This window comes from Bacillus sp. FSL K6-0994 (genome assembly GCF_038630815.1).
GTDB classification, from domain to species: Bacteria; Bacillota; Bacilli; order Bacillales; family Bacillaceae; genus Bacillus; species Bacillus safensis.
In genome coordinates this window covers 1,740,120-1,756,205 of sequence record NZ_CP152043.1, presented here as the reverse complement: position 1 = coordinate 1,756,205, position 16,086 = coordinate 1,740,120, and the positions used below count along the sequence as shown (strand labels likewise).

Sequence of the window (16,086 nt, the reverse complement as noted above, 5' to 3'; positions counted from 1 at the left end):
CGTTGTTTGCTGAGATTTTGGTGTTTTTTTTATGCTTTTTTAGCAGTTTTAGGTAAGGTGGGATGAAGATGTTCACCGTCGTTAAAGTTTTAAACAATAATATCGTATTAGCTCTAACAGACACTCAAAATGAAGTAGTTGTTTTTGGTACAGGAATAGGCTTTAAGAAGAAAAAGGGTGATACTCTTGATGAGAGCGCTGTCAGTAAGACATTTTATTCTGATCAGACGTCTCCATTAGAATCTCAACTTGCCGCTATCCCAACTGATATTCTTTTATTAACTGAAAAAATCATTCATATGGGCGAAGAGATGTTGAATAAAAAATTAGGTTCTAGCATGCTGTTTTCGCTATCTGATCATCTGACTTTTTCAATTCAAAGGCATCAAGAAAAAATGGAGTATGAAAACCCTATTGTATGGGAAATTCCACATCTATATTTTCAAGAATATCAAATTGGGAAAAAAGCACTTAAAATTATTCAAAAAATGATGGGGATTACTTTTCAAGATACAGAGGCTTCACTCATTGCCCTTCATTTTGTAAACGCTCAAATAGATGGTCAGTCTATGGGAGATACCATCAAAATGACCCATCTCACGAAGGAAATCGTTAAGATTATTCAAAACATTTTCGAGATGGTATTAGATAAATCATCGATAGATTATTCGAGGTTTATTACTCATTTGAGATATTTTATTGTCAGACAAGAAACAAATCAACCGTCGCAGCAGATGGATGATACATTAAAGGAATTAATTCAGGATCGTTATATGAAGAGCTATGCATGCGGATTGATTATTAAAGAAATGTTAAAGCGGGAATTCAATTGGAATGTCACTGAAGACGAACTGGTTTTTCTAGTCATTCATATTGAAAGGATTACAAAGAAACATCAACAGAATAAATGATTTCTTTTAGGCGTGTTATGAAAAAGCATTAACCTAAACAAATCTCCATTTAGAAGTCTTTCTAATGGTGGATTTTGTTTAGGTTTTTTTTTGTGAAAATGAAGGGGTGAAGACATGGGAAACAAAGAATTGGCGCAAGAAATTATCAAATTAATCGGTGGAACCGGCAATATATCTCAAAGCTGGCATTGTATTACGAGGCTGAGATTTAATATCAACGATGAAAAACAGGTGAAAGTAGATGAACTGAAAACAGTAGACGGTGTGCTGGGAGCACAATTCCAAAGCGGACAATTCCAAGTCATTATTGGAGCAAAAGTTGCAGAAGTCTATGAGGAAATCGACCATCTGATTGGTGAGAGCAGCAATGATTCTACTCCTGCTAAAAATACGTCAAAAATGAATCCAATCGAAGTCGTATTCGATGTCATTAGCGGAATTTTCACACCAATTTTGCCGGCGATTGTTGGTAGTGGATTGATAAAAGGGATCATGGCTTTGTTCGTTAGTTTAGGCTGGATGACGGAAAAAAGCTCTACCTATGCTGTACTTCAAATCTTTTCAAATGCTGTCTTTTACTTTTTACCTTTCCTCATTGCTTATTCTGCAGCGAAGAAATTTAAAACACGAGAATCTCTCGCGATGGCACTTGCTGGGATTTTATTATATCCGACAATGGTGGAAGGGGCAGCAAAAGGGGCAGATCCACTTAGTTTTTTAGGATTGAGTATTCCATTAAATAATTATACTTCTTCAGTCCTGCCGATTATTTTAGGCGTGCTGCTTCTTAGCTTTATTGATAAGTGGATGACGAAAGTGATTCCAAAATCCTTAAGTATCGTATTTACACCGGTACTGAGCTTAATGATTACAGCGCCTCTTACACTAGCTTTCATAGCGCCTATTGGAAACGTTTTCGGTCAGTATTTAGAGATCTTTTTCACTTCTTTATTCCATTTTGCTGGACCGATTGCAGGTTTATTAATGGGAGGCCTCATGCCTTTAATTGTGCTAACTGGGATGCATTACGCATTCTTCCCAAGCACGTTTGCCAGCTTTGAAAAAGTTGGTTACGATGTCATGCTGCTTCCGATGAACTTTATTGCCAATATGGCACAAGCAGGTGCCGTTTTAGGTGTTATCATTCGCACAAAACGAGTAGAAACAAGGTCTTTGGCGTTATCAACATTGCTTCCGAGTTTCTTTGGAATTACAGAACCAGCCATTTATGGAGTAACACTGAGACTGAAAAAGCCTTTCTATGCTTCATTAATAGGCGGCGCAGTTGGCGGATGTTTTTATGGTTTATTCTCCGTCAAAACGACAGCATTTTCAATTCCAGGAATGACATCTCTGCCAACTTACATTATGAAAGGCACAAATAATTTCCAGCTGGCTTTAATTGGAATAGCGCTTAGCTTTTTGGTCTCACTGCTTGCCACTATGTTTCTTGGCTTCAAGGAACCTGCCACAAAGGATGAAGGTCAGCCGGAAAAACAGGAAAAGCCATCTAAAAATCCAGAAAATGCAGTCAATCAACAAGCTGTGAGACAAGTAAATCCTTATGAAGTACAAGCACCTATAACTGGTAAAGTCGTTCCTTTATCTGACGTAAATGATGCCGTCTTTTCAAGCGAAATGATGGGCAAGGGAGTAGCGATTATGCCTGATAAGGGGGTGGTACAAGCGCCGTTTTCCGGAAAAGTAGTGACCGTTACACCTACTAAACATGCAATAGGTTTGGTTTCAGATGATGGGGTTGAATTATTAATACATGTAGGGATTGATACCGTCAGCCTAAATGGTCAATTCTTTGAGGTATTGGTGGAAGAAGGAGATGAAATCAACATCGGGGATCATTTATTATCATTTGATATAGAAGCAATTCAATCAAAAGGATTAGATGTCGTGACACCTATTATTGTCACTAATTCCTCGAAGTACCTGGATGTTATCTATACAGGTGACTCTTATGTCAACGCAGGAGAAAATAAACTCTTAATGCTTATTCATTAATCATAATAGAAGGGATGATTGAAATGAAAGAATTAAAAAAAGGATTTTCAGATAATTTTCTATGGGGTGGCGCAACCGCTGCCAATCAAATAGAGGGTGCATATTTAGAAGGCGGAAAAGGGCTGTCAACTTCAGACTTCGCTGCATATAAAGATCCATATGCAAAAGGAAAAGTGAACAACTTTACATTCGATGTTAGTTCAGCTGAACTAAACAAGTACAAAGAAAATCCTGATGCATTTGATTTCCCAAAAAGACGCGGAATTGATTTTTATCATCGTTATGAAGAAGATATTGCACTGTTTGCAGAAATGGGATTTAAAGTCTTTCGTTTGTCTATCTCATGGGCAAGAATCTTTCCAACAGGTTTAGAGGACAAGCCGAATGAAGAAGGATTGGCTTTTTACGATAAAGTATTTGATGAATGTGCGAAATATGGAATTGAACCGCTAGTAACGATGTCTCATTATGAAATGCCGATTACTTTAACAGAGAAATACAATGGATGGATGAGTAGAGAGCTTGTCCCATTGTTCGAAAAATACGCACGTGCGATTTTAGAAAGATATAAAAACAAAGTGAAGTACTGGATTACGTTTAATGAAATGAATATGAACCTCAACAGCCTTTATACAGGTGCTGGAATTTTAGAGGATCTAGTAGACCATAAATTACAAGCTGCTTACCAAGCATCTCATCATCAATTTGTGGCAAGTGCCTTAACAGTGAAGGCTGCGAAGGAAATCATTCCAAATGTCCAAATTGGCTGTATGATTAACCAAATTGAAGCCTATGCAAAAACAACAAAACCAGAGGATCAGCTGCAGGCAGTTAAATCGAATCAATTGAATATGTTCTATCCTGATGTTCAAGCTAGAGGCGAATATCCAACATACATGGTGAAATACTTTGCTGATAATCAAATCAAGCTTGATATTAAAGAGCAGGATGAACAAATTTTAAAAGAGGGCACTGTTGATTTTGTTGCGATCAGCTATTATATGTCCCACGTAGCAGAAGCACGTGAAGATGCAGCTGAGCTAGCGGGTACGTTTGACAGTCCGATTAAAAATGAACACTTGGAATTATCACAATGGGATTGGCCGATCGATCCAATGGGTCTGCGCATTTCATTAATTAAACTGTACGACAGATACCAAAAGCCTTTATTTGTTTGTGAAAATGGACTTGGTGCAAGGGATACATTGACAAAAGACGGAAAAGTACACGATGATTATCGAATTGATTATTTGAAAAAACATATTGAACAGATGAAAGAAGCCGTAAAAGAAGGTGTTGACTTAATGGGATATACACCTTGGGGCTGCATTGACTTAATCAGCTGCGGAACATCTCAAATGACTAAACGCTATGGTTTGATCTATGTGGATCAAGACGACCTAGGAAACGGTACACTGAATCGTTACCGGAAAGACTCATTCTTCTGGTACAAAAATGTAATCGCATCAAATGGGGAAGATCTATAAAAGCAGATTGAATGATGTAAAACACCATCGCGGGGCGCCTTAACCGGCTGCATGCGATGGTGTTTTGTTTTTTACGAAAACGTATCTTGACCTTGAAGTATCGTTCAACCTTTATAATGTAAATATAGAAAGACAAAATCACGAAAAAGGAGTAACGACTTGAGTTGATGACTAGAGGAGAACTTGCCAAACAAACAGGAATAAGCCCTGCCGCAATTCGTTACTATGAAGAACACAACATTTTACCTGTCCCTAGACGCCGTTCGAACGGTTATAGACTATACACAGAAGATTATATCGTGAAAATTCAATTGATCAAAGATGCCAAATCATTGGGTTATTCACTAAAGGAAATAAAAGGAATATTGGAAATGCTGAGTCAAGACATAGAACTTGATACTTTAAAAAGAATTGTACATCAAAAACATGAAGAAATTGAAAAGAAAATTAACAGTCTCCGTCTCATACAAGACCTTTTATCTAACTTATTAAAGACTCCTGAGAAAGAAGTACAAGTGTATCTCAAATCATTTCGTATGATGAATCAGGATGACGAATAAACATATATGCTTAAAGGAGAGAAAACAAAATGAGTGTCGACATTTTTAATGGAGAACGTTCTGAAGAAAGTATTCAATTTGAAACATTATTCACGTCCCAAAGTAATAAAGAAAGTTTTGCTAGTGTCGAAAAAACCAAAAAACTTCTGTCTCAAATAGAAAATATAAAGCCTTATGCAATCGGAGACGATGTGAAATTAAAGAGTGAGATAAAGGAGCAGTCTTTCGAAGGAATGCAGGTTTTCACATTGAATGACCAAATGTCGCAAAAACAAAAGGTGATTTTATATATACATGGTGGTGCCTGGGTAAACCAGCCTCTCGATTTCCATTGGTGGTACATGGATAAATTGGCTAGGTCCCTTAACGCCAAAGTGATCGCTCCTATTTACCCTAAATTACCTCATTACAGCTACCAAGATACCTATCCGAAAATCTTAAATCTATATAAAGAAATACTAAAAACGGTTGAGAGTACCGATCAATTAACGATCATGGGTGATTCAGCGGGCGGAAATATCTCTCTTGGCCTTGCGCACCTCTTAAAGATGGAAGATCTGCCGCAGCCGAAGGATATCATTTTATTATCTGCATGTGTTGATATGAGTTTAAGCAATCCTCTTATATTTGAATATGCCGATAAAGATCCCATTCTAGCGCCAGAAGGAATAGATGTCATTACAAAAATGTGGGCAGCAGATAAAAAGGTAACTGACCCATTAATCAGTCCAATTCACGGTGACTTTAACGGTCTTGCGAAGATCACTCATTTTATTGGAACACATGATATTTTATATCCAGATGCACTAAAGCTTGATGAAAAGCTAGCAGAACAAGGAATTGACATGAAAACCTTTGTTTATCCAGAAATGCTACATGTATTTGTCGTCATGCCAATCCCTGAGGCACAAGACGCTCAGGAAAAAATCATTCAGGTGATAAATAGTTAGATTCTCTTTTCACATATCAAAATGCTCCGGCTTGAATATTTGAAAGCTTAGCGAAATGGGCTGCTTACTGAAAGCAGTCTTTTTCCATTCAACATGACATACATTCGGAATGTCAATTCATCTCAGATTAAATATTCCTTAAATTCCAATTTTTGTTTACAACGTGCTAATTTCCTATTAATATGATACATATTCGGTTCTTCACCGGTTCATAAAAGGAGAGTGACATGATGAGTGCTTTCTTTCTCAATCCCATGGCGCTGATCTTATTTACATTGCCTTTATTATCTTTGATATGGGGGATTGTTGGCTACTGCATCTTTAAGCGAGTTTACATCGTTCTTATCATCACATTTGCAGTCTCCACTATTTTCATATTTGCCTATACTGGGTTTGACATGTCAAATATGTATTGGGTCGTGGTGATGACCTTTTTATGCATGTGTACCTCTGTCATCACAAAAATCATTCGATATATGTATGCCCGCTATAAAAGAGCATAACGAAGAAGCTGATGGTCAAAAAATCAGCTTTTTTGTACCCATTCTTCATCTTGCGGAACCGCCCATTAACTGAAGTTTGGTATAATAGATCAGTACATTCAAAACGAGCATAGAAGGGCGAAGGGAACACAATGCACACATTTGATCTTACTCCAAAAGATGTAGAGTTAATAGACGAAGCAAAAAAGAAGATTATGAGCCTTTATGAAGAGGATAAACACCATGTAGGAGCCGCTATCCGCATGAAAACAGGAGAAATGATCTCGGCTGTCCATATAGAAGCCTATATCGGACGGGTAACGGTTTGTGCAGAAGCCATTGCAATTGGCAGTGCTTTATCGAATGGATATAAAGATTTTGATACCATTGTTGCCGTTCGACATCCATATTCAGATGAAGAGGATAGAAGATTGAGGGTCGTAAGCCCTTGCGGCATCTGCAGAGAGCTCATTTCAGATTTCGGACCAGAATGTTTTGTCATCATAGAAATAGATGGCGGACTAGTCAAAGTGAAAATTGGAGAACTCATTCCACTCAAATATACTCGAAGTTGATATACGACCTTGAGAGGGATGCAGCAAGCATCAAGTGTTTTCTTTATTGCATTCTAAATAACTGAAAAATCGCTCCACAAAAACAGCTCCATGTATTTTCTCCATTTGCGCCGTGTTAAAAATATATTGTTCCATATGCTCAAGCTTGCGCAGTCTGCGTACCAGTACTTTGCGATCCTCGTCAGAAAGTTGACAGTCATTATTTATCTTCGTCAATGCAGATTTGACACGCGCGGAGATTTCTTCAACATATAGATGGTTTTTGGATGCTGGCGGAATACATTGCGATAGGTCACAGCCTTTAAAACAAACACCGTCAAGGGTGCAGTTTTCAAAATTGGCAATCAGCTTTTGTTTACCATTTCCCTCAAACGTTATATCCACCAGCTTACCGGTAAAGGTACAATTTACGATATTCGCTGCTTGTAAAACGCGGTCATTAAACCTGCATTGATAAAATGTACAGTTGATAAACGCAGCATTTTCCAATGTCATTCCTCTCATATCACAGGAGGAGAATTCGCAATTCGTAAAAACAGCCTCGTCTCTAGCAATTCCAACAGAACGCAAATCGGAACGAATAAACGTACAATGCTCGATCGTACTACCTGCAAAAAATCTCGCATTCGTTAGATCACACGTATCAAATACAAGATGACGCAGGTGACAGCTCCAAAATATAGGTGAATGAACATTCGAGTTGTTGATCGTCGCTGCGCTTATTGTTTCATGTTCATACCTGACAATATCAGAAAATATTTCGTTGTCTACTGACATTCCAGACTCAAGCCTTCTCATTGTGATCACCTATCATTTCTTCAGAATCTTTTCCAATGATGAATACCTTCCAGCAAGTTCATTTCGGTTTCACTAAGCGGTTGGCACTGACAAGTTATTATATCATAAAGCTAGAAACATAAAGAGAGCGGTCATCGTTTTGAAAAGCGCTTATATCACAATGTGTATTTCACATTCATTTTAAATCAAGAAGAGGGAACAAAAGAATGAAAAGGTATGACGCTTTCCCAGAACCAATCGGCAGCTATACTGCCGGACGCACACAGATGGATTTAGAGTACACGGCATCTGATCACTCAAAAAGAGAACTGACCGCATTTGTATACTATCCGTCTGATAGCAATGAAGGGAAGACCCCATCAACGTACATGTTTCCTGAAGTATACGAAATGCTGCATGACCAGCCGCTTGTCACAGAGTATATGAAGGAAAAGGATTTTTTCTCTATCGATATTCAAACGTATTGTTACGACGACCTGGCTCTTTCCGGGAAGGAAGAACGCTATCCAGTGTTATTCTATGTTTGCGGCGGGGGCGGTTCTCCAGAATGGGGGACAGTGATCTGTACAGACCTTGCAAGCATGGGGTACATTGTCGTCAGTATCGGTCATCAGAATAGCACGATGTATAAGTGTAAAGATGGACGCCTGTTTAATGTATCAAAGGATTTTTCAGATGACATTATGGCGTTTTCTGAAGATCCAGAAATGATGGCGCTGGCTGGTCAGATGACGATGCGGCCAGACGATGAAACTGCCATTGAGACATGCCGTAACGTCCTTACACTGCCAATACTTCATCAGTTAACTAAATATAGTGAATTACAGACAGAGGATGTAAGGTATGCAGCCGATTATCTTTACAAACTAGACGCTGGGGAACTTAATTCCATCTTTAATGCCAGATTGCTGCTTGACGCCGGCATGGGCATAGTCGGACATTCTTACGGAGGGCCTACGACAGCGATTGTTTGCCGGGATGACGACCGATTCGCCTGCGGGATTGGCCTCGATAGCGGTGCCTTCGGTCTTCTTGACAGCGATCTGAAAAAACCCTTTTTACTGCTGTTTTCTGAGCCTAACTATCATATGAATGCGATCATTGGCGCTAACAATAGCATGGAAACCTATTATTTCTCTGTTGACCATGCTGCACATTTAGATTATTGCGACATCGTGTTTACCGGTGTGAACGAAGAACTGAGAGGCGAACGCGATGCAATGGAGATGCGGAATCTTGTCACAGACTATACGAGGACCTTTTTTGATCATTACATTCTGCAAAAGCCTGTACATGTGGAAAGTCTGTCATACGATGGCGTGGACTTGATTAAGAAAACGAGCAGAAAGTGATCTAGCTGAGATTTCCCCTTTTATACAAGCTTGAAAAGATGGTCGAGTGAAGAAAGGCAATTTTTCACTGGAGGGATTTAGAATCTAAAGTTAGAATAAAGCTATCAGGAAAGAACGGAAAGGAGCTTTTTTATGACTGATAAATCTACCTCCCAAACTTTACGCAGAGGTCTGCATATTCTAGACCTTTTTCATAAAGTAAATAAAGAATTTACCGTAAAAGAAATAACAGAAAAAATGGGTATATCAACTACAGTTACTTTTCGTTTAGTAAATACTTTAATGGAATGCGGCTATCTCACTAAGAATACATCAACCGGAAAAATAAGACTTGGGTTAAATGCTTATAAATTAGGAATTTATGCAGATCCCATCCCAGAACTTCGTGAAATTGCGATGCCCTTTATAGAAGATATTGCTCAAAAGACGAAAGAAACCGTCAGTTTAAATATCATGGATCCAGTGACGAAAGAGGGCGTATGTATTGCATCTATCGAAAGCCCTCATGATGTTAAATTTTCAAGACCTATCGGATTAAGCAAACCTATTCATAAAGGAGCATCCAGGAAGGTATTACTTGCATTCATGGATCATAAGCAGCAAGAACTGATGATTCGAAGATTGTCGTCCAAATATGAGATAGAGATTGATAGACTAAAAGAAGATTTAGATCAAATAAAAACTAAGGGGTTTGCCTATACAGAAGGAGAAGTAAATGAAGGCGCGCTAAATGTCGCTGTGCCCATTCTGTCTCAAGAAGGACACATTCTTGCAGGTCTCTCTATACATTGCCCTACTTATCGAAAAAAAGATGACACTGTTGAGTACTTTGCTCAACTTGCCAAAGAAGCAGCACTGGAGATAGAACGTCATGTAGAAAAAACAGAGGCTGCACCCTCTTAACGGATGTGCAATACGACCAATCATTTTTATTCTCTTCATATGATAATATAAATATCGTTTTTTATAGAAACTCCCTCTAGTTACTTACTGATATAAGTAATTCGAGGGAGTTTCTTATTTTTTCAAAAAAATAAAATCAAAACAAATAAACAGAATTGTCAAACTTTTTATTGAACACCATCAATTCTCGTGCTAAAATTCTGATTATCGGAAATATAATCCGATTATCGGCATAACGTGAAAATACACTTAACAGCTTCATCACTAAGATAGGAGGATTATGATGAAAAAGGCATTGGAAGATATTGTTGTTTTAGATTTAGGTCAAATCTACAACGGACCTTATTGTTCACTCATGTTAGCTTATCAAGGCGCTAAGGTTATTAAAATAGAACCGCTTAAAGGAGAAAACCTGCGTGTAAGGAGAAAAGGAGACTGTCATGAGTTATTGATGCTGAATTCAAATAAGTTAGGCGTATCATTAGATCTTAAGTCTCCAGAAGGAAAAGAAGTATTTATTGAATTAGTGAAAAAAGCGGATGTTTTAGTAGAAAATTTTTCGCTCGGCGCGATGGAACGGCTCGGTTTAGGATACGACGTCTTGAGTGAAATCAATCCTCGCCTTATTTATGCGTCAGGTAAAGGCTACGGTTTAGATGGTCCTTATGCCGCCAGGCCAGCAATGGATCTGACTGTTCAAGCAATGGGAGGCGTGATGGCGACCACAGGATTTGCAGATAAACCACCAGTAAAAGCAGGACCAGCCATATGTGATTTCCTCGGGGGCATTCATTTATTTGGAGGAATTACAACAGCTCTTTATCAGCGAGAGAGCACTGGGAAGGGTCAGCTAGTAGAAGTATCTATGCACGATACAATCTATCCAACACTAGCATCTGCACTAGGAGCGTTCTACAGCCAAGGGGGAAAAGTGGCAGAAAGAACAGGAAATCAACATAGCGGGATGGCAACGGCTCCTTACAATGTCTATCCGACACAAGATGGTTATATCGCTATACTCTGTGTAGCTGATCGTCAGTGGCAGTCATTACTGAAGGTGATGGAAAAAGATGAATTATTAGATGATCCACGTTTTCAAACAAATATCGATCGTTCAGCCAATACGTACATTGTCGATGAGATCGTGACAAGCTGGACTTCTAACAAAAAGAAGATGGATATTGCAGATGCTTTAATAGAAGCAAACGTTCCTCATGCACCTGTTCAATCGATCGCTGAAGTAGCAGACGATCCTCACCTAAAATACAGAGGAATGATTCAAGAAGTTGAACGTCCAAAAGAGGGGAAAATCAAAGTTCCTGGCTCACCCATTCGATTATCGGCTTCTCCGCTTGAAAAAGTCTTTGCAGCGCCCGCAATTGGCGAACATACAGATGAAGTTTTACAAGAATTATTAGGGATGAATCATGAACAGTTACAGGATTTGCGTCATAAAAAAGTCATTCGCTCCAAAGAAGAAATGACAAACAAAAACTAATGCGTTTAAGGGAGGCATCAAAATGGAACCAACCATTTTAACGGCAATTCAAAACCATGTTCAAACCATTACATTAAACCGTCCAGAAAAGAAAAATGCATTAAATAAAGAAATGATAGATGAGTGGGTAGCTGCTCTTCAAAGTGCTAAAGAAAACGATGACGTTCATGTGATTTTGCTAACGGGATCAGGTAATGCCTTCTGTTCAGGCGGCGATGTGGGCGGAATGACAACAGACCCAACACCACTAAACAATAAAAATAAGCTTTGGGAAAATATTCACCGCATTCCTCTTGCCTTAAGAGATATTGATAAACCGATCATCGCTGCAATTAATGGGCCAGCAGTTGGAGCAGGATTAGATATGGCTCTCATGTGCGATATTCGTACAATGATTGATGATTCAAAGGTGAGTGAGGGTTATGTAAAAGTAGGACTTATACCTGGAGATGGAGGCGCTTTCTTTCTTCCGAAAATTGTAGGTGAAGCAAAAGCCCTTGAATTATTATGGACTGGAAACTTTATTGGCTCACAAGAGGCTTTAAGCTTAGGGATTGTCAACCATGTTTATCCTCAGAATGAGTTTATGAAAAAAACAATTGAGTTAGCTGAACAAATTGCTAACGGACCTCAAATTGCGATTAAGATGACAAAAAGAGCCGTGAAGTACTCTCGAAATATGGAATTAGAGCCTGCACTTGATTTAATTTCCTCTCATTATGCAATTATCAAAGAAACAAAGGATCACAAAGAAGGTGTCGCAGCATTTAAAGAAAAAAGAAAACCAAACTTTATTGGAAAATAACATTGATAGGAGGTTCATCAATTGAAACCAATCCATTATGAAAAAAAAGGTGAAATCGCCTACCTTTATATAAATAAACCCGAAAAAAGAAATGCAATCGATTCCATCATGTCGGATTTATTTTTGGAATATTTAGAGAATTTTAAAAGCGATTCGAAAGCTCGTGTTCTTATTTTAACTGGGAAAGGAGATAAAGCTTTTTGCAGCGGCAGGGATTTAAAGGAAGCAAAAGAAAATCCAGAGGCTTTTAAGAAGAAACCTTTAAGAGGGAGATTGTTTAACGCCATTATCGAAACGTATAAACCTGTCATATGTGCCATGAATGGTGTAGCTGTTGGAGCGGGTTGTGAAATCGCCTTGGCAAGTGATATTCGTCTTGCCACTGTAGATTGCAAGCTGGGAATGCCAGAGGCGAAAAGAGGAATGGGTGCTACCTTTGGAGCGACAATATTACCTAAACTCATTTCACCCAGCTTTGCAGCTAACATGTTGTATACGGGTAAATTAGTAACAGCTGAAGAGGCTCTAAGGATAGGCTTAGTCGATGAAATATTAGAAAATCAAGAACTTTTATTAGAAAGAGCCACTGAACTAGCACTAGAAATTTGCGAGTGTGCGCCCCTTTCTGTACAGAGAATCAAAGAAACGATATGGAAGACAATGGATGTCCCTTTATTCCAAGCTTTGCAGCTGGATATCGGACCTAATGTATATGAAAGTGAAGATCGAATTGAAGGAGCGCAAGCCTTTCTTGAGAAACGAAAGCCAGTTTGGAAAGGAAAATAGAATGTCTTTACGCTTCCAAATAATAGCGCTTTCAAAAGGTCTACAGAATTTCCACCATTTTTGATAGAGGGTGAAGGAATTGTTTCAGCACATAAAAGTTGAAAGAAATAAGTACGTCGCAACGATTATGATTGATCGGCAAGAGGTTAGAAATGCTTTAAATAAAAAGACCATTGAAGAACTGCAAAAAGCCTTATACGAATTAGAGCAGGATGAGCATTTGAGGATCATTGTGATCACAGGTGCAGGCAGCAAAGCATTCGTAGCAGGGGCTGATATCACAGAATTACATGAAAGAACAATGCTTGAAGCGCTCATGCCGGGACTGCAAAAAATGTATCAAGAAATTGAACAATCCAATAAAGTGACCATCGCTGTCATAAATGGTCACGCTTTAGGTGGAGGCTGTGAGCTTGCCTTAGCATGTGATATAAGAATTGCCTCAACCCAAGCAAAAATAGGCTTGCCAGAGCTGAACCTAGGTATTATTCCTGGTGCAGGAGGAACTCAAAGATTAACAAGAATGATCGGTAAAGGCCGCGCTCTAGAGATGATCTTAACGGGTAAATTAGTTGATGGGGCAGAAGCAGAACGTATCGGCCTCGTAACGAAATCAGTAGAAAATAGTGAATTAAAGTATGAATTGGACGAATTCATCAATTCACTTTTATCGAAGGGGCCTTTAGCACTCAAACTCGCTAAAATGGTAGTGAATCAAGGGCAAGATGCAGATTTTCATACTGCTTCGATGTTAGAAAAATTTGCTCAAACCATTTTATTTAGTTCGGATGAAAAACATGAGGGTACGAAAGCGTTTCTAGAAAAACGAAAACCTACTTTCTATAAAGAATTATAAACAAGGTGGCGAAAAATAAATGAACGAGGTCGTGATCGTAGAATCCGTTCGAACTCCTATTGGAAAGCTAGGCGGATCGTTAAGTTCGGAACTAGTAGATTTCTTAGCTGCAAAAGTGATAAAGGAAGTTTTGCAGCGTGCCAAGCTTGATCCAAATGCAGTGAGCGAAGTCATTATGGGTCAAGCAAAGCAAAGCGCAGATTCCTCTAACCTTGCCCGCCTTTCATTATTAAGGGCAGGACTGCCTGTTCATATACCAGGTTATACAATTCACAGACAATGCGGTTCAGGCTTACAATCCATTAATACTGCTGACATGCAAATTAAATTAGGTTTGAGCGATGTAGTGATTGCAGGCGGCGCAGAAAGTATGAGCACAGCTCCTTACTATTTACGAAATGCTCGATATGGATATGGTGCAGGAAATGGCTTATTACTTGACCCAAATACCGAAAGCCAGCCTTATTCACAGCCGATTGAAGATTACGGACATCTCACAATGGGTGCTACAGCTGAAAATATAGCCAAAAAATACAAAATCGATCGGCTAGAACAAGATGAATTTGCTCTTCGAAGCCAAGAATTAGCAAGAAAAGCAATAGAAAAAGGCGTATTTCTGAAAGAAATTGTGCCATATGAGGTCAAGAGAAAGAAAGACGTCTTCTTGTTTGAAACAGATGAGCATCCCCGCCATACGACTATGGAAAAACTATCAGCGTTGAAACCCGTATTTCAAACAGATGGTACAGTAACAGCTGGCAATGCAAGCGGAAGAAATGATGCAGCTTCTGCCGTACTTATGATGAATAAAACCATTGCGATGGAAAAAGGATTCGTGCCTAAAACAAAAATTATTGGGCAGGCAAGCACTGGAGTTGCCCCAGACATCATGGGAATTGGCCCAGTATCTTCAACAATAAAAGCATTAGAAATGTGTCATTTAACAATAGATGACATTGGATTAATTGAATTAAATGAGGCTTTTTCTGCTCAAGCTTTAGCTGTTATAAAAGAATTGCATTTAGACATAGAAAAAGTAAATGTCAATGGCGGAGCGATCGCCCTCGGTCATCCAATAGGGGCGACTGGAGCGATCTTAACTACAAAACTACTCCATGAAATGGAACGCCGGGGAGAAAAATATGGTTTGGTGACTTTATGCATTGCAGGAGGTCAAGGAATTACGACTATTTTTGAAAATTTACAAGTTTAAAAGGAGGTAAACCTATGACTAAGATGGCGATTATAGGCTCAGGAACAATGGGTAGAGGGATTGCTTATGTAGCAGCCCTCAATGGGTTCTTTGTAGCGATACATGATATCAATACTGAATCGCTCGCAATAGCAGAAAACTATATTCAACAAGAACTCATTAAAAGTGAACAGCGAGGATATATCTCCAAACAAGATATCAAGACATGTTTAGAAAATCTTACTTTCCATTCAGATTTAACATTTGCTGTAGAAGATTGTGATATCGCGATTGAAGCAGTATTAGAGATTATGGACGTGAAGATAGATGTATTTCAAAAGCTCGATAAACTCTGCCCGCCTAGAACAGTTTTAGCAACGAATACCTCTACAATGAGCCCTACAGAAATTGGTGCGCAAACTGGACGTCCAGATAAAGTGATCGCTATGCACTTCTTTAACCCTGTTCATAAGATGAAGTTAATTGAAGTGATCAGAGGACTGGATACATCACAAAAAACCGTGGACTTTGTAAGAGACATTGGAACAAAAATGAAGAAAGAAACAGTAGAAGTGAACGAGTTTCCAGGATTTATTACTAGCCGTATGAACTGCCTCATTGGAAATGAAGCAATGAATATGTTACAGGAAGGAGTTGCCTCCGCAGAGGATATTGATAAAGCGATCAACTTAGGATTAAACCATCCGATGGGACCGCTGGCGTTGGCAGATTTAGTCGGTTTGGATACGAGATTGAGAAATATGGAATATTTGCATCAAACGTTGGGGGAAAAATACAGACCATGTCCTTTACTAAGAAAATATGTGAAAGCTGGCAAACTAGGGGTAAAAACGGGCTCAGGATTCTTTCATTATACTGAAGCCAAATGATATGTGATCGTAAATAGTGTGGAAT

At 38.8% G+C, this 16,086-nt stretch carries 16 protein-coding genes; 15 read left to right on the top strand and 1 reads right to left on the bottom strand.

Translation table 11 applies throughout. The features are described from left to right. The first annotated feature begins 68 nt into the window (after positions 1 to 68). The 7 genes from MHB69_RS08975 to MHB69_RS08945 all read left to right on the top strand — a co-directional run bounded on the left by MHB69_RS08975 (position 69) and on the right by MHB69_RS08945 (position 6,981). Complete coding sequence (locus MHB69_RS08975) at positions 69 to 911, top strand: PRD domain-containing protein (RefSeq protein ID WP_335371023.1); 843 nt, start codon at positions 69 to 71, stop codon at positions 909 to 911. Between the two features lie 114 nt (positions 912 to 1,025). Next, positions 1,026 to 2,927: a beta-glucoside-specific PTS transporter subunit IIABC gene (locus MHB69_RS08970; protein ID WP_342496195.1), complete on the top strand. Its 1,902-nt coding sequence runs from the start codon at positions 1,026 to 1,028 to the stop codon at positions 2,925 to 2,927. Positions 2,928 to 2,950: 23 nt separating this feature from the next. Further along, a complete protein-coding gene (locus tag MHB69_RS08965) occupies positions 2,951 to 4,414 on the top strand; it encodes a glycoside hydrolase family 1 protein (RefSeq protein WP_342496194.1) in 1,464 nt (487 codons plus the stop codon). Between the two features lie 167 nt (positions 4,415 to 4,581). Further along, positions 4,582 to 4,974 carry a MerR family transcriptional regulator gene (locus MHB69_RS08960; RefSeq protein ID WP_065214469.1) on the top strand — a complete coding sequence of 131 codons (393 nt, stop codon included), beginning with the start codon at positions 4,582 to 4,584 and terminating at the stop codon, positions 4,972 to 4,974. Between the two features lie 29 nt (positions 4,975 to 5,003). Continuing rightward, complete coding sequence (locus tag MHB69_RS08955) at positions 5,004 to 5,924, top strand: alpha/beta hydrolase (RefSeq protein ID WP_046311279.1); 921 nt, start codon at positions 5,004 to 5,006, stop codon at positions 5,922 to 5,924. Positions 5,925 to 6,154: 230 nt separating this feature from the next. After that, a complete protein-coding gene (locus tag MHB69_RS08950) occupies positions 6,155 to 6,427 on the top strand; it encodes a DUF2651 family protein (protein ID WP_046311276.1) in 273 nt (90 codons plus the stop codon). 131 nt (positions 6,428 to 6,558) lie between these two features. After that, positions 6,559 to 6,981, top strand: coding sequence for a cytidine deaminase (locus MHB69_RS08945; RefSeq protein WP_041117570.1), 423 nt, complete (start codon positions 6,559 to 6,561; stop codon positions 6,979 to 6,981). A 30-nt stretch (positions 6,982 to 7,011) separates the two neighbouring features. On the opposite strand, the gene MHB69_RS08940 is transcribed toward MHB69_RS08945, so the two are convergent. Beyond that, a complete protein-coding gene (locus MHB69_RS08940; RefSeq protein ID WP_342496193.1) occupies positions 7,012 to 7,779 on the bottom strand; it encodes a pentapeptide repeat-containing protein in 768 nt (255 codons plus the stop codon). A 206-nt stretch (positions 7,780 to 7,985) separates the two neighbouring features. Between MHB69_RS08940 and MHB69_RS08935 the strand changes: the two genes are divergently transcribed. The 8 genes from MHB69_RS08935 (at position 7,986) to MHB69_RS08900 (ending at position 16,061) form a co-directional block, all read left to right on the top strand. Next, the gene (locus tag MHB69_RS08935) at positions 7,986 to 9,131 is read left to right on the top strand and encodes a choline esterase (RefSeq protein WP_342496192.1); all 1,146 of its coding nucleotides are present in this window, start codon (positions 7,986 to 7,988) and stop codon (positions 9,129 to 9,131) included. 132 nt (positions 9,132 to 9,263) lie between these two features. Then, positions 9,264 to 10,034, top strand: a complete 771-nt coding sequence (locus MHB69_RS08930; RefSeq protein ID WP_041117564.1) for an IclR family transcriptional regulator — start codon at positions 9,264 to 9,266, stop codon at positions 10,032 to 10,034. A 283-nt stretch (positions 10,035 to 10,317) separates the two neighbouring features. After that, positions 10,318 to 11,532 carry a CoA transferase gene (locus tag MHB69_RS08925; RefSeq protein ID WP_046311264.1) on the top strand — a complete coding sequence of 405 codons (1,215 nt, stop codon included), beginning with the start codon at positions 10,318 to 10,320 and terminating at the stop codon, positions 11,530 to 11,532. 22 nt (positions 11,533 to 11,554) lie between these two features. Continuing rightward, positions 11,555 to 12,337, top strand: a complete 783-nt coding sequence (locus MHB69_RS08920) for an enoyl-CoA hydratase-related protein (protein WP_342490008.1) — start codon at positions 11,555 to 11,557, stop codon at positions 12,335 to 12,337. A 21-nt stretch (positions 12,338 to 12,358) separates the two neighbouring features. Beyond that, positions 12,359 to 13,123, top strand: a complete 765-nt coding sequence (locus MHB69_RS08915) for an enoyl-CoA hydratase/isomerase family protein (RefSeq protein ID WP_342496191.1) — start codon at positions 12,359 to 12,361, stop codon at positions 13,121 to 13,123. Between the two features lie 70 nt (positions 13,124 to 13,193). Continuing rightward, positions 13,194 to 13,979 carry an enoyl-CoA hydratase-related protein gene (locus tag MHB69_RS08910; protein WP_342496190.1) on the top strand — a complete coding sequence of 262 codons (786 nt, stop codon included), beginning with the start codon at positions 13,194 to 13,196 and terminating at the stop codon, positions 13,977 to 13,979. 19 nt (positions 13,980 to 13,998) lie between these two features. Continuing rightward, positions 13,999 to 15,192 carry a thiolase family protein gene (locus MHB69_RS08905; RefSeq protein ID WP_335371278.1) on the top strand — a complete coding sequence of 398 codons (1,194 nt, stop codon included), beginning with the start codon at positions 13,999 to 14,001 and terminating at the stop codon, positions 15,190 to 15,192. 14 nt (positions 15,193 to 15,206) lie between these two features. Further along, positions 15,207 to 16,061, top strand: coding sequence for a 3-hydroxyacyl-CoA dehydrogenase NAD-binding domain-containing protein (locus MHB69_RS08900; RefSeq protein ID WP_342496189.1), 855 nt, complete (start codon positions 15,207 to 15,209; stop codon positions 16,059 to 16,061). Positions 16,062 to 16,086 lie beyond the last annotated feature (25 nt).